20 protein-coding genes and 2 pseudogenes are annotated in these 19,132 nt (G+C 60.7%); 5 read left to right on the top strand and 17 right to left on the bottom strand.

Going from position 1 to position 19,132, the window contains the following annotated elements:
• Nucleotides 1–22: 22 nt before the first annotated feature.
• From ACSQ2W_RS19425 to ACSQ2W_RS19415, 3 genes are all read right to left on the bottom strand, one after another.
• Nucleotides 23–214, bottom strand: a complete 192-nt coding sequence (locus tag ACSQ2W_RS19425) for a hypothetical protein (protein ID WP_436087906.1) — start codon at nucleotides 212–214, stop codon at nucleotides 23–25.
• Nucleotides 211–753 (bottom strand): gluconokinase, encoded by a 543-nt coding sequence (locus ACSQ2W_RS19420; RefSeq protein ID WP_436087905.1) that lies wholly within the window; start codon nucleotides 751–753, stop codon nucleotides 211–213. Before ACSQ2W_RS19420 ends, ACSQ2W_RS19425 begins: the two co-directional genes overlap by 4 nt.
• Before the next feature lie 362 nt (nucleotides 754–1,115).
• Nucleotides 1,116–2,144, bottom strand: a complete 1,029-nt coding sequence (locus ACSQ2W_RS19415; RefSeq protein WP_436087904.1) for a LacI family DNA-binding transcriptional regulator — start codon at nucleotides 2,142–2,144, stop codon at nucleotides 1,116–1,118.
• A gap of 121 nt (nucleotides 2,145–2,265) precedes the next feature.
• Here ACSQ2W_RS19415 and ACSQ2W_RS19410 point away from each other — a divergent pair, with 121 nt between their 5' ends.
• The gene (locus ACSQ2W_RS19410; protein WP_436087903.1) at nucleotides 2,266–3,192 is read left to right on the top strand and encodes an SMP-30/gluconolactonase/LRE family protein; all 927 of its coding nucleotides are present in this window, start codon (nucleotides 2,266–2,268) and stop codon (nucleotides 3,190–3,192) included.
• A 148-nt stretch (nucleotides 3,193–3,340) separates the two neighbouring features.
• On the opposite strand, the gene katG is transcribed toward ACSQ2W_RS19410, so the two are convergent.
• Nucleotides 3,341–5,533, bottom strand: a complete 2,193-nt coding sequence (katG, locus tag ACSQ2W_RS19405; RefSeq protein ID WP_436087902.1) for a catalase/peroxidase HPI — start codon at nucleotides 5,531–5,533, stop codon at nucleotides 3,341–3,343.
• Between the two features lie 225 nt (nucleotides 5,534–5,758).
• Here katG and ACSQ2W_RS19400 point away from each other — a divergent pair, with 225 nt between their 5' ends.
• Nucleotides 5,759–6,691 carry a LysR substrate-binding domain-containing protein gene (locus ACSQ2W_RS19400; protein WP_436087901.1) on the top strand — a complete coding sequence of 311 codons (933 nt, stop codon included), beginning with the start codon at nucleotides 5,759–5,761 and terminating at the stop codon, nucleotides 6,689–6,691.
• Between the two features lie 462 nt (nucleotides 6,692–7,153).
• Here ACSQ2W_RS19400 and ACSQ2W_RS19395 read toward each other — a convergent pair whose 3' ends face one another.
• Nucleotides 7,154–7,558 carry a 6-pyruvoyl trahydropterin synthase family protein gene (locus ACSQ2W_RS19395; RefSeq protein WP_436087900.1) on the bottom strand — a complete coding sequence of 135 codons (405 nt, stop codon included), beginning with the start codon at nucleotides 7,556–7,558 and terminating at the stop codon, nucleotides 7,154–7,156.
• Between the two features lie 121 nt (nucleotides 7,559–7,679).
• Here ACSQ2W_RS19395 and ACSQ2W_RS19390 point away from each other — a divergent pair.
• Nucleotides 7,680–7,760 (top strand): annotated as a pseudogene (locus tag ACSQ2W_RS19390) (hypothetical protein); the annotation flags it as partial.
• Between the two features lie 46 nt (nucleotides 7,761–7,806).
• Here ACSQ2W_RS19390 and ACSQ2W_RS19385 read toward each other — a convergent pair.
• From ACSQ2W_RS19385 to ACSQ2W_RS19375, 3 genes are all read right to left on the bottom strand, one after another.
• Nucleotides 7,807–9,549 (bottom strand): TRAP transporter large permease, encoded by a 1,743-nt coding sequence (locus tag ACSQ2W_RS19385; protein WP_436087899.1) that lies wholly within the window; start codon nucleotides 9,547–9,549, stop codon nucleotides 7,807–7,809.
• On the bottom strand, nucleotides 9,546–10,214 hold the full coding sequence (locus ACSQ2W_RS19380; protein ID WP_436087898.1) for a TRAP transporter small permease subunit: 669 nt from the start codon (nucleotides 10,212–10,214) through the stop codon (nucleotides 9,546–9,548). The genes ACSQ2W_RS19385 and ACSQ2W_RS19380 overlap by 4 nt, the downstream gene beginning before the upstream one ends.
• Before the next feature lie 74 nt (nucleotides 10,215–10,288).
• Nucleotides 10,289–11,431, bottom strand: coding sequence for a TRAP transporter substrate-binding protein (locus ACSQ2W_RS19375; protein WP_436087897.1), 1,143 nt, complete (start codon nucleotides 11,429–11,431; stop codon nucleotides 10,289–10,291).
• Between the two features lie 431 nt (nucleotides 11,432–11,862).
• Here ACSQ2W_RS19375 and ACSQ2W_RS19370 point away from each other — a divergent pair, with 431 nt between their 5' ends.
• Nucleotides 11,863–12,069, top strand: coding sequence for a cold-shock protein (locus ACSQ2W_RS19370; protein WP_027511051.1), 207 nt, complete (start codon nucleotides 11,863–11,865; stop codon nucleotides 12,067–12,069).
• A gap of 379 nt (nucleotides 12,070–12,448) precedes the next feature.
• Nucleotides 12,449–12,703: a hypothetical protein gene (locus ACSQ2W_RS19365; protein ID WP_436089007.1), complete on the top strand. Its 255-nt coding sequence runs from the start codon at nucleotides 12,449–12,451 to the stop codon at nucleotides 12,701–12,703.
• Nucleotides 12,704–12,818: 115 nt separating this feature from the next.
• On the opposite strand, the pseudogene ACSQ2W_RS19360 reads toward ACSQ2W_RS19365, so the two are convergent.
• The 9 genes and pseudogenes from ACSQ2W_RS19360 to ACSQ2W_RS19320 form a co-directional block, all read right to left on the bottom strand.
• Nucleotides 12,819–13,004 (bottom strand): annotated as a pseudogene (locus ACSQ2W_RS19360) (integrase); the annotation flags it as partial.
• A gap of 60 nt (nucleotides 13,005–13,064) precedes the next feature.
• Nucleotides 13,065–13,496, bottom strand: coding sequence for a CHRD domain-containing protein (locus ACSQ2W_RS19355; RefSeq protein ID WP_436087896.1), 432 nt, complete (start codon nucleotides 13,494–13,496; stop codon nucleotides 13,065–13,067).
• Between the two features lie 470 nt (nucleotides 13,497–13,966).
• Nucleotides 13,967–15,004 (bottom strand): Gfo/Idh/MocA family protein, encoded by a 1,038-nt coding sequence (locus tag ACSQ2W_RS19350; RefSeq protein WP_436087895.1) that lies wholly within the window; start codon nucleotides 15,002–15,004, stop codon nucleotides 13,967–13,969.
• Nucleotides 15,005–15,021: 17 nt separating this feature from the next.
• A complete protein-coding gene (gene aroQ, locus ACSQ2W_RS19345) occupies nucleotides 15,022–15,471 on the bottom strand; it encodes a type II 3-dehydroquinate dehydratase (protein WP_436087894.1) in 450 nt (149 codons plus the stop codon).
• A 28-nt stretch (nucleotides 15,472–15,499) separates the two neighbouring features.
• A complete protein-coding gene (locus ACSQ2W_RS19340) occupies nucleotides 15,500–15,868 on the bottom strand; it encodes a 5-carboxymethyl-2-hydroxymuconate Delta-isomerase (RefSeq protein WP_436087893.1) in 369 nt (122 codons plus the stop codon).
• Nucleotides 15,869–15,897: 29 nt separating this feature from the next.
• Nucleotides 15,898–16,779 (bottom strand): shikimate dehydrogenase, encoded by an 882-nt coding sequence (locus tag ACSQ2W_RS19335; protein WP_436087892.1) that lies wholly within the window; start codon nucleotides 16,777–16,779, stop codon nucleotides 15,898–15,900.
• A gap of 13 nt (nucleotides 16,780–16,792) precedes the next feature.
• Nucleotides 16,793–17,515: an amino acid ABC transporter ATP-binding protein gene (locus ACSQ2W_RS19330; RefSeq protein ID WP_436088932.1), complete on the bottom strand. Its 723-nt coding sequence runs from the start codon at nucleotides 17,513–17,515 to the stop codon at nucleotides 16,793–16,795.
• A 64-nt stretch (nucleotides 17,516–17,579) separates the two neighbouring features.
• On the bottom strand, nucleotides 17,580–18,422 hold the full coding sequence (locus ACSQ2W_RS19325; RefSeq protein WP_436087891.1) for a transporter substrate-binding domain-containing protein: 843 nt from the start codon (nucleotides 18,420–18,422) through the stop codon (nucleotides 17,580–17,582).
• 52 nt (nucleotides 18,423–18,474) lie between these two features.
• Nucleotides 18,475–19,125, bottom strand: a complete 651-nt coding sequence (locus ACSQ2W_RS19320; RefSeq protein ID WP_436087890.1) for an amino acid ABC transporter permease — start codon at nucleotides 19,123–19,125, stop codon at nucleotides 18,475–18,477.
• Nucleotides 19,126–19,132: the final 7 nt, after the last annotated feature.

Below are 19,132 nucleotides of genomic sequence, written 5' to 3'. Positions count from 1 at the left end.
AGTGACTTCGATCAGAATTTTCTCAGGCGGGGTGCCGTCGAGCGGGCGCATCCTTCCGGCGCGATCGCGCTCGCCGAGCCCGGCCGCGGACATCGATGAGGATCTTGGTTGCATCCGCGCCCGTCTGTCCCGTCTCGATCAATCGTGTCGCCACCGCCGCTCCCACGCTCCTGGCGCCAACGACGGCGATCTTGCAGGCTTGCCTGTCGATCATGGTTCAACTCCGTTCAGAGCGGCAAGGCCTTTCGAGGCATTTGCGACGATGCTGTCCGGCGTGAGGGCAATATCGACGGTCACGACACGATCCTCGCCTTCGGGGCTCTCCAGCGTCGCCAACTGGCTGTCGAGCAGCGAGGCCTTGAAAAAATGACCCGGACGGACGGTCATCCGATTCAGGAGAATGTCTCTCGTTCCCTTGAGGTAGACGAAGACGAGGACGTTGCCCGCCGCCTGCCGCAGCGCGCTTCGATAGGCGCGCTTCAGCGCCGAGCAGGAAATGACGATGCCCGTGTCACTTGCCTGTTCAAGGCGTTTTCCGATGATTTCCAGCCAGGGCCAGCGGTCGGCATCGTCCAGCGGAATGCCGGCCGACATCTTGGCGATGTTCGCTGCCGGGTGCAGGCTGTCGCCCTCGATGAAGGGCAGGCCGAGACGATCCGCCAGCCGCTCGCCGATCGATGATTTGCCGCAGCCGCTGACGCCCATGACGACAATGGGGCCTTTAAAGGCAGGTATTGATGTCGCCGTCGACATAGAGCGCTTGTCCGTTCAAGAAAGAGGATGCCTTGCCTGCGAGAAAAATCGCCGATCCAGCCAGTTGATCGACATTTGCCTACGCGAGCGGTTTCTTTGGAAGGTATGTTATCGATAACATGCCAAGTCAAGCGAGAAAAAATTCGGGTGGAAGGACGTGTCGAAACCAGAGCCAAATCGGACCCCTATCTCTGGTGGTGTTGAAGGAGATCGACATAAGCGGCGCCTTCTACCTCCATGACGCGTCCGCGCTTGCCATCGATCTCATCCCTCGACGACGCGGCGGAGCGTTCGATCTCGCTGGCGACCGAGCTGCTCGATGAAGTACAAATCGCGTTTTAGCGGTTGTTCTCAGCGTCGCGTCAGGTGCTCTCGCGCTCGATGACGCGAAAGCCGGTGACAGTGATGGGGGCCGGCGTTGCAAGCCCCTGAATGGTTTGTATCAGTTTGAGCGCTGCCAGGCGGCCGATGCCATAGCAATCGACGTTGATGGTCGTCATGCGCGGGTGACAGCAGGCGGCAATTTCGTAGTCACCGAAACCGGCAATGGCAATGTCCTCCGGGACTTTCATGCCCCGGCGCTGACATTCCATCAGCGCGCCAAAGGCCGAAAGGTCAGAGACGCAAAGGGCCACCTGCGTGTCCGGCCAGCGCTCCAGCATGCTGACGATCGCCTGCGCGCCCTGTTCCATGGAGATTGGCGGGACGCCAAAGGAGATCACCCGATCGGATGGCAGCCCCAGCCTTTCCAAGGCGCTGACAAACCCCGCCCGGCGCTGGCTACCGCGGGTGTCTCGCGCCGTCGTGCCGCCGATATAGCCAAAGCGCAGGTAACGCTTGGCCGCCAGCGTCTCGACGAGCAGCTCCATCGCCTCGCCGTTGGAGAAGCCCACGACCTTGTCGATCGGCTGGGACGGCCGGTCCCAGGTCTCGATGACGGGGATGCCTGCCTGTTCCAGCATACGCCGGCCTTTCGGCGTGTGGGAGCCGCCGGTCAGGATGATACCCTCGGGTCGGCGCCGCAGCATGGCCTCGATCAGTTCTTCTTCCCGCTCGACCGAATAATTGGTATAGCCCAGCAGCAGCTGAAGGCCCGTCCCCTCCAGCGCATCGGTGATGCCGCGTGCCGTATCGGAAAAGTTCGAATTGTTGATCGAAGGGATGATGGCGGCGACGAAGCCTGTACGCCGGGATGAAAGGCTACCGGCCGATTGGTCAAGAACATAACCGAGCTCGTTGATGGCCTGTGTGATCCGCTCGCGTGTCGCCTTGGAAACATGGCTGCCTTCTTTCAGCGCGCGCGATACGGTCATGGCCGAAACGCCGGCGCGCCGGGCCACATCGCTCATGGTCGGTGCTTCGGCCGTCTTGCCATCGGGTGTCTTCGTCATTGCCGTTTCCGCATGAGCGTTGCGTTAAAAATCTGTTTGTGCATGCCTATGTTATCGCTATCATCCAAAAGAAACAACGGCAGTCGCCAAGCGGCGAATTCGCATTGGAAAAGGAGAGGACATGTTCGGGGAGATCGAGGGAACGGGGTTCGACGTTCTGGATACGCGCTTTGCCGCATGCTTTGTCGGTCACGCCCGTGTTGAGCGGTTGTGGACAGGCGGTCGCTGGCTGGAGGGGCCGGCCTGGTTTGCTCCCGGCCGTTTTCTCGTCTGGTCGGACATTCCGAACAATCGCATGATGCGGTTCGACGAGACTGGCGGTTCCGTGTCCGTCTTCCGGCAACCTTCGAACAATTCCAATGGCAATACCGTGGACAGTCAGGGCCGCCTGGTAACCTGCGAGCATTTGACGAGGCGGGTGACGCGCACGGACTTCGACGGCACCGTGCAGGTGATTGCCGACCGATACCAAGGCAAGCGCTTCAACTCGCCGAACGACGTCGTCGTCAAGTCCGACGGCTCAATCTGGTTTACCGATCCATCCTACGGCATCATGCATGACTACGAGGGCGAATACGGGGAAGAGGAGATCGGCGGCTGCCATGTCTATCGCGTCGATCCGCAATCCGGCGACGTGAGGAAGGTGGCCGGTGATTTCCAGAAGCCGAACGGGCTTGCCTTCTCGCCGGACGAGCGGCTTCTCTATGTCGCCGACACCGGCGCCAGCCATCTGGAAAACGGGCCGCGCCATATCCGGCGGTTCTCGGTTTCGAATGAGGGAATGCTGTCGGGTGGCGATGTTTTCGCGACCTGCACCAGCGGCCTTTTCGACGGCTTCAGGATCGATCGGACAGGGCGCATCTGGGCCAGCGCAGCGGACGGCGTTCACTGCTACGATCCGGACGGAACGCTGATCGGCAAGATCCGCATTCCCGAAATCGTCTCGAACCTCACCTTCGGCGGCGCCAAGCGCAACCGGCTGTTCATCACGGCGACGAGTTCGCTCTATGCCGTGTATCTGACGGCGAACGGTTCGAGACTCGGCTGAGGCTTTGGAAAGCTTGAGGAGGCGTCTCTTTCGGGGCGCCAAATCCGTCATCGGCTGCGATCGACCCTCTCAGCGTGACAGCCAGCCGCCATCGGGGGGGCCGCGGGCACAGTTGACTCAACTGCGCCCGAGCGCCTTTTCGCCCGGATCAGGCGAGATCGAAGCGATCCGCGTTCATCACCTTCGTCCAGGCCGCAGCGAAGTCGCGCACGAACTTCTCTTCAGTGTCGCCCTGACCATAAACCTCGGCAAGTGCCCGAAGCTGTGAGTTCGAACCGAAGACGAGATCGACACGGGTGCCGGTCCACTTCATTTCGTCCGTGTTGCGATCGCGTCCCTCGAACACATACTTCGAATCCGGGGCCGCCTTCCACACCGTGCCCATGTCGAGCAGGTTGACGAAGAAGTCGTTGGTGAGGGCCTCGGGGCGCGTGGTGAAGACGCCGTGCTGGGACTGTCCGGCATTGGCGTTCAACACGCGCATGCCGCCGACCAGAACCGTCATTTCCGGCGCAGTCAGCGTCAGCAGCTGCGCCTTGTCGATCAGTAACTCCTCAGGCGAAATGGAATATGCGCCCTTCTGATAGTTGCGGAACCCGTCGGCGATCGGTTCGAGAACTGCAAACGAATCCACATCGGTCTGCTCCTGCGTCGCGTCGGTGCGGCCGGGTGTGAACGGAACGTCGATGTCGTGGCCGGCGTTTTTCGCCGCCTTTTCGATGGCCACAGAGCCGCCGAGGACGATCAGGTCTGCGAGCGACACCTTCTTGCCGCCAGGCTTTGCGTCGTTGAACGCCTTCTGGATACCCTCAAACGTCTCGAGCACGACTGCCAACTGGGCCGGCTGGTTAACCTCCCAGTCCTTCTGGGGACTAAGACGGATGCGCGCGCCGTTTGCACCGCCGCGCTTGTCCGAGCCGCGGAAGGTAGACGCCGACGCCCAGGCGGTCGAGACCAGCTGGGAGATGGACAGTCCCGACGCAAGGATCTTGTCCTTGAGATCGGTGATGTCCTGCGTGTCGATCAGGGGATGGTCGACAGCGGGGACAGGATCTTGCCAGATCAGGTCCTCTGCCGGGACTTCCGGGCCGAGATAGCGCACGCGCGGACCCATGTCGCGGTGGGTCAGCTTGAACCAGGCGCGGGCAAATGCATCTGCGAACTGATCCGGATTTTCGAAGAAGCGCCGGGCAATCCTTTCGTAAGCAGGGTCGAAGCGTAAGGCGAGGTCCGTGGTCAGCATGGATGGCGCGTGACGCTTGGACGTGTCGTGCGCGTCCGGTACCGTACCAGCGCCGGCGCCATGTTTGGGTGTCCACTGATGCGCACCGGCCGGGCTCTTCGTCAGTTCCCATTCGTAGCCGAACAGGTTCCCGAAGAAGTTGTTGCTCCACTTCGTCGGCGTCGTCGTCCAGGTGACTTCCAGGCCGCTGCTGATCGTGTCGCCGCCCTTGCCGGCTCCAAAGCTGCTCGTCCAGCCGAGGCCCTGCTCCTCGATGCCGGCCCCTTCGGGCTCGACGCCGACATGTGAGGCGTCGCCCGCGCCGTGGGTCTTGCCGAAGGTATGCCCGCCGGCAATGAGGGCGACGGTCTCTTCGTCATTCATCGCCATGCGCGCGAAGGTCTCGCGGATGTCGCGGGCGGCGGCCAGTGGATCAGGACTGCCGTTCGGTCCTTCCGGATTGACGTAGATCAGCCCCATCTGCACGGCGGCGAGGGGATTTTCGAGATCTCGTTCACCAGAGTAGCGCTTGTCGGCAAGCCAGGTGTCCTCGGCGCCCCAGTAGACGTCTTCCTCGGGCTCCCAGACATCCGGGCGGCCGCCGGCGAAGCCGAACGTCTTGAAGCCCATCGATTCCAAGGCAACGTTGCCGGTGAGGATCATCAGGTCGGCCCAGGAGATCCTGTTGCCGTATTTCTGCTTGATCGGCCAGAGCAGCCGGCGCGCCTTGTCGAGGTTGACGTTATCAGGCCAGCTGTTGAGCGGCGCGAAGCGTTGCTGCCCGGCTCCTGCGCCGCCGCGGCCGTCGCCGGTGCGATAGGTGCCGGCGCTATGCCATGCCATGCGGATGAAAAGCGGGCCATAATGGCCGAAGTCGGCCGGCCACCAATCCTGCGAATCGCTCATCAGCGCGTGGAGATCCCTTTTCAGGGCCTCCAGGTCGAGCTTCCTGAACTCCTGCGCATAGTTGAACGCCTTGCCCATGGGGTCGGAGAGGGAGGAGTTCTGGTGGAGAATCCTGAGATTCAACTGGTTCGGCCACCAGTCCCGATTCGACCGACCGCCGTGGGCCGTGTGTGCGACCGGACACTTGCCCGCGGTTTCGACTTTTGAATCCATAGTTCTCTCCCATTGTTTAACTTGAAGTGTGCCATCCGGAGGAAGACCGCCCTGAAGCAAAGGAGCATAGGGTGTCAGCGTTCTGGATGGTCTGAACGTCAACGAGTTGCACCGCCGGCGGACCGGCGTGACGGTGGCTGCATCTCATCTCTGCTTTAGGCACTATACCCAAACCCTTCTATTAATTTAAGTTGGATTTTCTGATCGCTGCGATAAGGTGCGGTTATGAAAAATTTGACACTCAAGCAGCTTCGCTATTTCGAGGCGTTGGCGCGACAGGGGCATTTCGGACGCGCGGCGGATGTCTGTGCGATCTCCCAGCCTGCGTTGTCGATGCAGATCAAGGAACTGGAAGAATCGCTGGGCACGGAACTCTTCGAAAGAGCCGCCCGTCAAGTCCGGCTGACCAGTTTCGGAGAAGCGTTTGCCCTGCGCGTCCGCGACATCCTGCGCTCTGTCGATGAATTGGGAGACCTGGCGCGCGCCTCGCAGGACAGGCTGGTGGGGCGGTTGCGGATCGGCGTCATCCCGACGATCGCGCCCTACCTGCTGCCTGCGATCATCGGCAACCTCAGTCGCATGCATGACGGACTTGAAATTCATGTGCGCGAGACGCTGACCTCAAAGCTGGTTCAGGAGCTGACGGAAGGCCGACTCGACACGGCAATTGTTGCGTTGCCGGTATCCGAACCTTCGTTGACCGAGGTTGCGTTGTTTTCGGAGAATTTCGTGTTGGTCCGGCCAGGCGAGGATCGGGGCAAGCCAGTGCCCAATCGCGAAGCGCTCCGTGAGATGAGGCTGCTTCTCCTCGAAGAGGGCCACTGTTTTCGCGATCAGGCTTTGTCGTTCTGTAATATGCATACGGCGCTACCGCGAGAGTTGCTGGACGGTAGCTCTCTGTCCACCCTGGTCCAGATGGTCGGCGCCGGCATTGGTGTCACTTTGATCCCGGAAATGGCCGTCGGGGTGGAGACACGTTCCGCGTCAGTATCTGTCGCTCGCTTTCAGAGTGTCCAGCCCTCGCGAACGATTGGCATGATCTGGCGCAAGACAAGTCCCTTGGCCAAACAGTTCCTGGAGATTTCAGAAGTCGTTCGTCAGTCGGCCGATGCGATGCGCGAGCGTTACGACATCGTGGATGCAAGAGCCGGGACTTAACGGCCATATACTGTCGATGGCCCAAGCGGCGACAGTTGCCGCAGCAGGTTACACCTTGTTCTCAGGCACATGCATCGCCGACGCGCTCTTCCTATCTCAATCAATGCCCGTGGGCCCGCGGGCATGTCCGGCCGGAACGTTTCCGCGCGCCCCAGCCGGGTAGGATGCGACGACCCGTTGGAAAGCGTAGCCCCCGCTCCTTTGGGTGTTGTGCAGTAAAATTGCAACTGCGTCTATTGGTAGAATTGCTGATCAGGGCGAACAACCGCCTGCACTTTGTGGCCTGCAAATCGCCGGCAACATTCCAGCGGATGACCGCGCAGATCGTGACCAAACCTGTGCCGCCGAAACGCTCAAAACGGCATCGACTTCGATTCTGTCCAGTGGCCTTGCTTGCCTTCCACCGGTGCGCCGGCTGCAAATGCAGCGAGCATGCAGGCGCCTGGCATCGGCCCGCGAACGTTAACTCCTTCCCGATTCGTAGCCTGGGATCACCAAGTGACTCAACTTGTCGGAGCTCAGTTTCGGCGCCGCATTGAACGCGAACCAGTCGGGATCCTGGGTGTGGTATGTCGCCATGCAGTTGGGCGTTTCCCAAACCTCTACCCGCAGGAGATGTGCGCGGTCATGGCTACGGAGCCTGACGCGGGGGCCTAGCCTGTTGAACCAATGTTTCGCGAGGTTTTCCGCAGTTGGGACACTCGCCAGCAAAAGCGTCTTGATCAGTTTCTGACCGGCATGAGCCACCTCAGCGCGGCAATCCCGCAGAACTGCTGCGGCTTTGACCGCCGATGCGGTTTCCGGGAGAAAGGAACTGATCCAGGGATCGTCGACCCACCCGTCAAACCGGCAATCGGTGCGAGACATATGCCTGAAGTGGGGTTTCTTCCATTTCGGCCGCGTTTCCGCGGTCTACAGGGATGACCTACTGAGAGAACCCGTCGGACACCAGGAAACGGTTCAGTGACCCAGTGATCAAGTCCTAAACGGCACGGCGGATGCAGATTGCGTTTTCGCGGGCCGTGGCGGCGATAGGCTCGAAGGTGGCGTTGGCAATGACACCCGATGACGACCGAGCTGATGCCGCCGGACATTCCCAGAAAATTTCAAAACGCTTAGCCGTAGAGATAGTTCGGAAGCCAGAGCGCCATGCCCGGCCAGATATACATGATGACCATGCAGAGGATGACGATCAGCATGTAGGGCATCATGCCGGCGAAGATCTGATTGAGGGTGACGTGCGGTGGCGAGACGCCCTTGAGATAATAAGCCGACATCGCCACCGGCGGCGACAGGAACGCCGCCTGCAGATTGACGAAGACGAGGACGCCCCAGAGAACCGGATCGATGTCGAAGTGCCTCAGCATCGGCAGGAAGATCGGCACGAAGATGATGATGATCTCCGTCCATTCAAGCGGCCAGCCGAGAATGAAGATGATCGCTTGCGACAGGATCATGAATTGGACCGGCGTCAGGTCGAGCGCCAGTACCCATTGCTCGATGAGCGCCTGACCGCCGAGAATGGCGAAGACGGCCGAGAAGAGCGCCGAGCCGACGAACAGCCAGCATACCATCGCTGTCGTCTTCGCGGTCAGGAACACCGCCTCCTTGGTGCGCTTCCAGTTGAGTGTCCGGGCCTGGAACGCCAACAGGAACGCCCCGGCAGCGCCAACGGCCGCGGACTCGGTCGCCGTGGTGATCCCGAACAGGATAACGGCGAGCACGACGACAGTGAGAATCCCGAGCGGCATGACGGAGGAGACGAGAAGCTTCACGACCTGCAGGCGATCGGCGGTCATGTTGCGGTAGTAACGGATGAGTACGACGGCAGCGATGGCTGCTATGATGCCGAACGTCACGTAGAAACTCGTTGCCGGCCCCTCGACCGACGCCGGCCCCGCATCGACCGCCGGCGCGCCGAGTTCCTCCAGTCCTTCCGGCGCTTCGGCTTCGGCGAAGGCCTGCGGACGGATGGCGACATACCACCACACGAGCGCCAGCGTGAACGCGGTGAGCGAGAACGGTACCAGTGCCGCGCAGGCATTCTTGATCAGTTTCGAATACGTAAGCCGCCCTTCCTCAGTCTCGATCGCCATCGCCCGCGACGGCGAGAAGAGCGCGGAAAGCAGCCCGGCCGGCATGTTGCGCGAATAGAGGGTCTCAAAGCTCCTCATCCAGCCGGGCACCGGAACTCTTGTCTGTTCCTCGGGCAGGGCCGGCGCGATCTTCGGATTGATTGTCGCCCAGCCGAGAACATAGGCGAGATAGAGAAGTGCGAGGAAAAAGCCGGGGAACATTGCGGCGGCATAGAGTTTGACGACCGACTGCCCCGCAACCGCCGCGTAGACGATGATCATCACCGATGGCGGGATCAGAATGCCGAGCGTGCCGCCGGCAGTGATGACGCCCGACGCGAGCTTCACGTCGTAGCCGGCGCGCAACATCGGGTTCATCGCGATGACGCCCATCAGCACCACCACGGCGCCGACGAGGCCGCTGGCAATGCCCCAGAAAGTGCAGACAATGAGCGTCGCAACGGCAAGCGACGCGGGCACCCGCCGGAAAGAAAGCTGGATGCTGTAGAACATCTTGTCGACCAGCGCGCCCCGCTCCATCACATAGCCCATGAGTACGAAGAGCGGGATGGAAATCAAAACATCGTTGGTCATCGCGCCATAGGTACGCTGAACCATCAGGTCGAAGACGCGATTGTCGATCCAGTGCTCGGCTGGGTTGTAGAAGGCATAAAAGCCGAAGAGCATGCCGAGCCCCATCAGCGTGAAGGCCGTCGGGAAGCCCATGATGATGACGACAACGATGAGCATCAGCATCGTCAGTCCGAGGAACGGATCGCTCACGTTTGCATGTCTCCCCCCATCCCCCGCTGACGCGCCGCCTTTTCGATATCCTGCGCGCGCTCAATCGCGGCCTTGCGAGTTTCCTCGTCGACATATTCGCTGCGCTCGAGCTGCTCGGCGACGACGTCGATCTCCTCGACATCCCGGAGCCGGCTCGGCCATTCACCGGTCCTGAGGCAAATGACGCAGCGGGCGATCTCGGCGAGGCCCTGAAGCATCACCAGGGCGCCGGCCACCGGAATGACAGTCTTGAAGTAATAGATCGGCGGCCCCTCGGCCGTCACCGTCGAATGTTCGCCGATCCGCCACGAAAGTGCCGCGTAGTCGTAGCCGGCGTAAACGAGGGCGGCGATGCCGGGCAGGAAGAAGAAGATGTAGAGCACGAGATCGAGCCCGGCCTGTATCCGCGGCCTGAGCGAGCTGTAGAGAAAATCGCCGCGCACGTGGGCATTCTGCGCCAGCCCGTAGGCTCCGGCCAGCATGAACAGCGTACCGTAGAACATGTTGCTGGCGTCGAAGATCCACGCGGTCGGCATGTTCATGATGTAGCGCTTGAAGACCTCGACGCAGACGAGCGTCATCAGCCCTATGATGAGCCAGGCCGCAGCCTTGCCGACCCACACGCTGATTGCATCGATCCTGAGCAGAAAATGCTGAACGTTCACGTGTGCCCCCGGATGGCGCAGACTTTGGTCAGCAGCATCACCGGGCAGCGGCCCGATGATGCACGCACCACGCGTCAGAATTCCTTCGCGACTCCGTCCTGTCCGAAGTAGTGATCGAACGCCAGCCGCCGGCCGACGACAGTATCCTGTTCCCATCGCGTCGCCCGCTCGGCAAAGGCGATCTGGGAGAGTATGATCTCCTTGAAGATCGGGTTTTCCGCGGCCTTCTTCTTCACGACCTCGTCGTAGATCTCCAATTGTTTCTTGAGGATCGCGTCTGGTGTCTTGTAGAACTTGACCTTGTCGGTCGTCTGCATCTCCACATAGTCTTTCGAATAGCGGTCGATTGCCTTCCAGTGCATGTCCTGCGATGCCGCCTCGACCGCATTGGTAATGATGGCCTTCATCTGATCAGGCAGGGCATCGTACTTCGCCTTATTGAACATGATCTCGAACTGCTCGGCATTCTGGTGATAGCTTTGCAGCATGCAGATCTTCGAGACGTCGGGGAAACCGAGCACCCGGTCGGACGACGCGTTGTTAAACTCGGCCGCATCGAGCAGACCACGATCCAATGCCGCGACGATTTCGCCGCCCGGCAGCGCGTTGACCGCCGCGCCGAGACCGGTGAACACATCAATGGAAATGCCGACGGTGCGGAACTTCAGGCCCTGAAGATCCTCGGCCTTGGCCACGGGCTTCTTGAACCAGCCGAGCGGCTGCGTCGGCATCGGCCCATAGAGGAACGAAACGACATTGGCGCCGATCGATTCATAGAGCTTTGCAAGCAGCTCCTTGCCGCCGCCGTATTTGTGCCAGGCGAGCAGCATGTTGGCGTCCATGGCGAAGCCCGGACCGGACCCCCACAGCGCCAGCGCCGTCTGTTTGCCGTAGTGATAGACGACCACGCCGTGGCCGCCGTCGAGTGTCCCTTGCGACACCGCGTCGAGCAGACCGAAAGCAGGCACGACGGCGCCCGCCGGCAATACCTCGATTTTCAGGTCGCCGCCGGTCATGTCGTTGACCTTCTTGGCAAAATCGAGCGCGAATTCGTGAAAGATATCCTTGGAGGGCCATGTGCTCTGCCAGCGCATGTTGACCGGCCCCTGCGCCTTGACGACACTGGGCGCGGCAATCATCGCCGCGCCCGCCATGGCTGCGCCGCTCAGGAATCTGCGACGCGACGTCCTCCCTCCAATCTGGGTCCTTCCTTTCATCTCGTCCTCCCGAAAACACAGGTTTTCCTGCCCATAACCAAGCGGGACGAGGAGCCGGGTCACGTCACCCGCGTCCCGCTCGTGATCTAGGGTGTTAACCCAGAACAATACTCCTCAATGAAGCTCCAAGCAAAGATTGCGGGGGAACAACGCCCGAATATCGTTCCGGAAAACCGACCTCTACAAATGTTCCCCGGCCGGCTCTTGACCTGACGGCCGAAATCGGCTCGGGGTCAATATGATGCTGCGCAAGCGCTTTCTCCTTCGACAAAAAGTAGCGCCCACCGTCGCGGTGATTTATGAGCGCGGGAGACGCCATGACAGTCGTATGGCTTTCCCCTGTGGCCGAAAGCGTCTATCAGTACGAGCGCAAAGAAAAGCGTCAGCTGAGCCCACAGGTTCGGCAAGACAGATGACAAAAGGAAGACGTTATGGCGACCGGTACGGTAAAGTGGTTCAACGCAACGAAGGGCTTCGGTTTCATCCAGCCGGACGATGGCAGCGCCGATGTCTTCGTCCACATTTCCGCGGTGGAGCGGGCTGGAATGCGCGGGCTCAACGATGGCCAGAAGATTACTTATGAGCTGGTGAAGGATCGCAAGTCCGGCAAGATGTCGGCGGACAACCTACAGGCCTGAGCCTGACTGCAATGCGATCGTCGGAAGGCCGGGTTTGCCCGGCCTTTTCCGTTTGAAGTTTGAGGTACGCGTCATCGGTGCAATCGCGCGGCTTGAATTTGCTGCAGCGCAGTATTATCTTCTGTGTACCGATGCGGTTCATCTCCTCCCAAGCTGTCAGTCACTATCGAAGCCCGGCGCACTCCTCCCGCGCCGGGCTTTTCGTTGCGCAAGCAGACGATCGCGGCAGGGGTAGGGCACATCGCGATCTTGTCGATCACTGCCTCACTTGAACAATGCCAGGGCGGACCATGGACATCGGCGCCAGCGACCGCGACCTGATCGCGGTGATGAGACGGTACTTTGCGGCGAAGGTTGAGCTGGAAATCCTGAAGGGCAGTTGGAAACGGCCCAACAGGCGGCCAGCGAGGCGATCGACGTCTTCTATGATCCGCGCCGCAACGTGGACCACGCCGGCGACCTGCAACGATCGCATCGCTTGAAGGGCGAGATGGTGTCGCTGATGCAGCCTGCCGAAGACTGGGGCAGGGCAGAGCTTGCCGCCGATCGTGGCGCTCCAACCGAGACAAATGGGGCAGAGGAGGAACCATCCGACAGGTTAGCCGATACGCCCTTCGGCGGACTCGGCGCGTAGTCGTACTCAGACGATCAGCCGCGCCGCGCCCATTCTTGCGTTCAGCATTGTTATAGTACCTTGCCGCTTGCGCCACCGACTGCTGCATTCGAGGAGCGGAATGCCACGGTTGGCACAAGCCATGTGCCGAAAATTTTTCCGCGTCGAGCCCGGCCTGCTTGCAGCGCGCTTTGAGAATCAAGTTGACCGACTGCGACGTCAGCGCCTGCCGATCGAGATTGCCCCATTGATCGATGCGCCGGAACACCGGCCCGCTATCGATGCCGGCTTCCGTCAGCCAGCGCTTGCCGCACGCAATAGGAGCTGATGAAGCGACCGCCGCCATTCTTCAACGGCGATCGCAGGTGCGTGGCGTTAAAGTCTATTGAGCCTTCATCACCTGGCCGCGGATTTCCCCGTCGGGGTTCGCGGCAGTGTGCAGGTTCAGGTACCAGCGTCCTTCGGTAAGATCGGTGGCTTGGGCGTCGTCGAGCGTGGCGGAACCCTTCGCCAGCGCCGACATGTCGATCGGCACGACAGGCGGCGCGTTCACCCCGACCGCGGCCGGGCCGTGGAAATGGGCCGCCGTGACGTCACCGCTCAGTCCGGTGTGCTCGATCGTCCAGGAAAGATTTTTCGTTGCGGAATCGTAGGTGATGTCGGCCGTGCCGGTGGCGCTGGTCTGGACCGGGGGCACCTCCGTGCTTCCCTTGAGGTCAGCCTTGAACTTCATCTCCTCGGCAAAACCGGTTGCTCCCATAGCGAGAAACCCCACAAGTGCGATGGCACCGACTTTCAAAGCGCTCAATTGCATGGTTCATTCCTCCCGTTCATTTTGCTGCTGGTCCATTTGCTGAATTGTGCTCCGCCAGCAGGAGCTAGGGCATGTAGATAAGGCGCGTATTGCTGACGACCAGTAGCCGAAAACGCGCCGGTGCTGCGATCTCGTTGCCGGTCCGGATTCTCCATTACCGGGCCTACGACAACACCTATCAGCCGAACTACGGTCCACGGCGCCAGTGCAAACTCTCCCTATTGGCAAAGTTAGCGCAAAAATGTTGTCCGGCCGTCGACGACCTTCGACAAAACCTCGATCCGCTGCAGATCACGCTCGCTCATCGAATCAATCCGATCCGCAATCTCCCAGGTCATCAAAACCCGAGGAGAGTGACATTCTTACTTTTCAGAAACAGGACACTTCAACTTTGCGGCTACAATAACTGTGGCAGCAACGTTGGAATGTCCGTTTGTGCGCGAAGTTAAAATGTCACTTTGGGCGCGTCTTCAGCCCAGGACGACGCGTTCGCCGCGTGCCGCAGATTGCTTGACTGCCACAATGACCCTGAGCGTGTTCAGCCCTTCGCGCCCGCTGACCAGCGGCGCTTCTTCACCGCGGATCACCTTGCAGAACTGCCGGATCTGCAACAACAGCGGGTCTTCGTCCCGAACGGCGACGCGGCGCTTTTCAAAGGGCTGACACCAGCTGCGTTTTATGCCGTTCTTCCACACGTCGAGCGCCGGGATCGTCAGGGATCCGTGCGTCCCGCCGATCACGTAGCATGCCTCCTCCGTTTTCGGGTAAGCTGGGTTTTCGCCCGTCGTCATCTCCCAGCTCCAGGGCGCGACGACGGCATCCGAAACAGAAGCCGTGGCAAGAAGACCGCTCGAAAATTCCATCACGATCACCGAGGTTTCCTCGACGACATTGCCGCGGACGGCGTTGGATTCGCGCGCCTGGACGGCAATGATGTCGCCGAAGAGGTAGCGCAGGTTGTCGACGTCGTGGATCAGGTTGAGGAAGACGGGGCCGGCTCCTGCCTGGCGCCGCCAGTCGATGTCGAAATAGTCGCCCGGCTTGAACAGCCAGAACATCGCATTGGCCACGAGGATACGGCCAAGCTCGCCGCTGTCGATGATCTCTTTCGCCTTCTGGATCATCGGATTGTGGCGGCGGTGATGGCCGACCAGAAGCGGAACGCCAGCGGCTTCCGCCGCGGCGATCAGTTTTTCACCGGCCGCGATATCGCCGGCAATCGGCTTTTCAATCAGCGCCGGCACCCCGGCGGCAACGGCTTCGAGGCCGTTGGCGACATGGACCTGGTTGGGCGTCGCGACGATGACGCCGTCGGGACGATCCGTCTCGATCATTGCCGCAAAGGTCGGAAACCATTTAGCGCCGGATTCCTGCGCGATCTGCTGCCCGAGCGGCATCGGATCGACGACGGCCAGAAGTTCCGCCTGCGGCTCGGCAAGAACGTGCTGGATATGTCGCTTGCCGATCAGGCCGGCGCCCAGCACTGCAAGTCTTACTTTCCGTTCCATGCCAACACCCTTCCCACTCACGTCTTCGCGGCAGACGCGATCAGGTTTGCCACACGGCGGATTGCAAGCTGATAGCCTTCGGTTCCAAGACCGGCGATCACGCCATCGGCGCGCTGCGAGACGAAGGAATGATGACGGAAGGCTTCGCGCTTGTGGACGTTGGAAATATGCACCTCGATCACCGGTTGCTCGAAGGTGTTCAGCGCGTCGAGAATGGCAACGGAGGTATGGGTGAAGGCGGCAGGATTGATGACGATGCCGGCCCCTTCCTCGCGCGCCTCATGGATCCAGTCGATGATTTCGTATTCGCGGTTGCTCTGGTGAAAGCGGATATCGTGGCCGAGTTCGGAGGCCAACCGGCGGCAAGCGGCCTCGACATCGGCGAGCGTCTCGTAGCCGTAGATATGTGGCTGGCGCTTGCCGAGCAGATTGAGATTTGGGCCGTTGAGAACGTAGATCAGGCTCATATGTCTTCCTTTCGAACTGTCGAATTGGTCACGGCAGGGTGTTTTCCTGGATCGCAAAATCGGGATCCGACTGGATAAGATCGGCCCGCAAGGCGCAGCGTCCTTCGTCCAGGGCCGGACGCGCGATGCTGGCCGCGGCGTCATAAACCGTTTGCAATATCTGCCGCTTTTCATCGGCCGGGCGGCCGGGGGCGATGCGCAGGATGATCTGCACAAACTGATTGGCCGGGTCCCCGTCGGCGACAAGCGAATACGTCGCCTCGCGGGCAAAGGTACGAACGGCGTTCGGCTTCACCGCACCGCTTTCGCGGATGCTACGATGCACCGCCTTGACGAGTGCCGGCATGTCGATCCGACTTCCGGCTCCCTTACTGTATTCGATAACGATGTGCGGCATTCTCAATCTTCCCTTCGGGTGCGGCCGCTTCAGGCGCCGATGCAGAGTTCGGTAAAGTGCGAACTCATCCTATCGGCGTCGGGCTCGATGCCGCAGAACAGCTTGAAGGCCGCCGCAGCTTGAAACACCGTCATCCCGCCACCGGGCAAGGTGCGGCAGCCAAGGCGGGTTGCAAGGGCTAGAAGCTCGGTCACCAGCGGCATGTAGACGATGTCGGCGACCCAATGGCGGAGCTCGAGCCAGCTCTCCTCGATCGGCAAGCCCGGATGGTTCTTCATTCCGGTCGGCGTCGCATGGATGAGACCGTCGGCGGTCCGCATCGCTTCACCGACATCGGTGATCGCAAAGGCACGTTCGGCGGAAAATCGGCTGTTCAGATCCTCCGCCAGCTTGGTGGCGCGCGCATTATCCTGATCGAAAACCGCGAGACGCTCGATCCCGAGTTTCATCGCCGCATGGGCGACGGCCACACCTGCGCCGCCGGCGCCGAGAAGGACGGCCCGATGCCGCGGAACGTCAGGAAGGCCGCGCTGAAAGTTTTCGTAGAAACCGTACCAGTCGGTGTTGTGGCCGGTGCGCTTTCCATTCTCGAATACGACGGTGTTGACCGCGCCCAGCATGCGGGCGTCGTCGGAGAGATCCGTGAGGTACTCAATCACCGTCTGCTTGCAGGGGTGGGTGATGTTGCTGCCGGCAAAGCCACGCGCTTCCTCTTCGGCCAGAAGATCGGAGAGGGCGTTGGGAGGCAGTCCGCGCTCGGCGAGGTCGAGGAGTTCATAGCGATAGTCGAGCCCCTGAAGCGCGCCCTCGCGCTCATGCAGGGCAGGGGATTTCGACGTCTGGATACCAGCGCCGATCAATCCCACTAGGACCTTGCGCTGTGTCTGCGATGTTCCGTTTGAACCGGTCATTGTGAGCGTCGCCTTAATGATGAGCCAGGATTTCGCCGAGGAAGGCTTGGGTGCGCGGATGCGTGGGATTGCGGAAGAAAATTTCCGGTGGCGCCTCTTCGATGATCTCGCCGGAGGCCATGAAGATCACGCGGTCGGCCACCTGCCGGGCAAAGCCCATTTCATGGGTGACGCAGATCATCGTCATGCCGTCCCGCGCCAGACCGATCATCGTGTCGAGGACTTCCTTGACCATTTCCGGATCAAGCGCGCTGGTCGGCTCATCGAACAGCATGGCTTTCGGCTCCATGCAGAGCGCCCGTGCAATCGCAACACGCTGCTGCTGTCCGCCGGAAAGCTGGGCGGGGTACTTGTCGGCCTGATCGAGAATGCGGACGCGTTCGAGATATTTTCGGGCGATTTTCTCAGCATCCGCCTTGCTGGTGCCACGGACGCGCATCGGCGCAAGCGTGCAGTTTTCCAGAATCGTTATGTGCGGAAACAGGTTGAAGCTCTGGAACACCATGCCGACTTCTCGCCGGACGGCATCGATCGACTTGCCGCTGTCGTCCAGCTTTGTCCCCTCGACCATGATCGTGCCTTTCTCGATTTTCTCGAGCGCATTGATGCAACGGATAAGCGTGGATTTGCCGGATCCGGACGGTCCGCAAAGGACGATCTTTTCGCCTTTGCGAACCGTTAGGTTGATGTTCTTCAACGCATGAAATGCGCCGTACCATTTGTCTACCGCTTCCATGGAAAGAAGCGGGCTTCGAGTGTCAGCGGCGTGCGGCACGGCGATCTCCTGCGCAGAACGTGTATCAGTTGATGGTGAAGGGGATGTTCGGGATGGACTCGGGGAACGTCGGAACGTCCACTTTCATCCACTTGGCGTAGACCTTGGCGTGCTCGCCGTTCGCCAGGATCTTGTCGAGGAAGGCGTTGACGGTCTCATTCCAGTCCTTCTCGCCAAGTCGTGTCCCGACGCCATTGAATGTCGTCAGGAAATCGATCTTGCGTTCGTATGTGCCGGCACTGGCCGCCTCCAGACGGTCGAGGTAGAACTGGTTGCCGCCCACCGCCTGCACCTGGCCCGAAAGCAGGGCCTGGATGGAAGCGGCATCATCGTCGAAACGCCGGACGGTCGCCGTATCGCCGACAGCGGTGGTCACCGCCTTATCCTGCGAGCTTGACTTTGGAACGCCGATCTCCAGGCCTGCGAGATCGCCGATTTCGGCCATCTTCTTGTCCTTCGGTCCATAAAGCGAAATTGTATTGCCCGCATACGGCTTGCTGTACTGGATCGACTTGGCGCGTTCCTCGGTCATCGCCATGGTGGCAAACAGGATATCGACCTTGCCAGTGACGAGAGCCGGGATGCGATTAGCGACCGCGAGTGGTGAGAACTCGACCTCAACGCCCAGTTCCTTGGCGAAAAGCTTGGCGATATCGGCATCGAAGCCGTCCTGAACGCCGCTCGAATTGACGAAGCCCCAGGGCGCGTTGTCGCCTTGAATGCCGACGACGATCTTGCCCTTGGCCTTGACCTCCTCGACCGTTGCGGCTTGGGCAGACATCGGCAGTAGCCATGGGGCCACCACCAGAGCTGCGGCGGCGAACAGAATTCCACGGCGCTTCAGGCCGGTCTTGAAGCTGCTGATCATTACCTTCTCCTCCTTGGTTGATAAGAGCTTGTCTGTTTGTTGGATTGCCAACTTACCGGGCAGCCTTGGCCATCCGATTCTCGAGCCGGGCCCCATAGAGCGACAGGGGCCAGCAAATGGTGAAGTAGATCGCGCCGACGATGCCGAAGATCAGCAGCGGCCTGTAGGTCTGGTTCGAGACGATCTGTCCGGCGCGGGCGAGTTCGATGAAGCCGACGATGGCGGCAAGCGACGTGCCCTTGATGAGCTGGACGAGAAAGCCGATCGTTGCCGGCAGCGAGACCTTGAACGCCTGCGGCAGGACCACATCCTTCATCCGCGACACATAGTGGAGGCCCAGCGCATTGGCGGCTTCCGTCTGGCCTTTCGGGATTGCCTGGATGCCGCCGCGCCAGATTTCTCCGAGAAAGGCGCTGGCATGCAGTGTGAAGGCGATTGCGACGGCCACCCAGGCCTCGATGCTGACGCCGAGAAGCGCGATGCCGTAGTAGACGACGAACAGCTGCATCAGCAACGGCGTACCCTGGAAAACGGAGATATAACCCGCCGCCGTCTTGCGGAGCGCGGAGCGTCCGGACGTCCGGGCAAGCGCGATGAGGAGTCCGAATACCCCGCCACCGATGAAGCCGATCGCAGACAGAAGCAATGTCCACTTCAGACCCTGCAGCAGGAAAAGCATTTCGTTTTGGCCGATAACACCCATTGTCCTG

The sequence above is a fragment of the Pararhizobium sp. LjRoot255 genome, from assembly GCF_964252905.1.
Taxonomy (GTDB): domain Bacteria; phylum Pseudomonadota; class Alphaproteobacteria; order Rhizobiales; family Rhizobiaceae; genus Pararhizobium.
The sequence above is the reverse complement of the archived record's forward strand: the minus strand, read 5'-3'. Positions and strand labels throughout refer to the sequence as shown.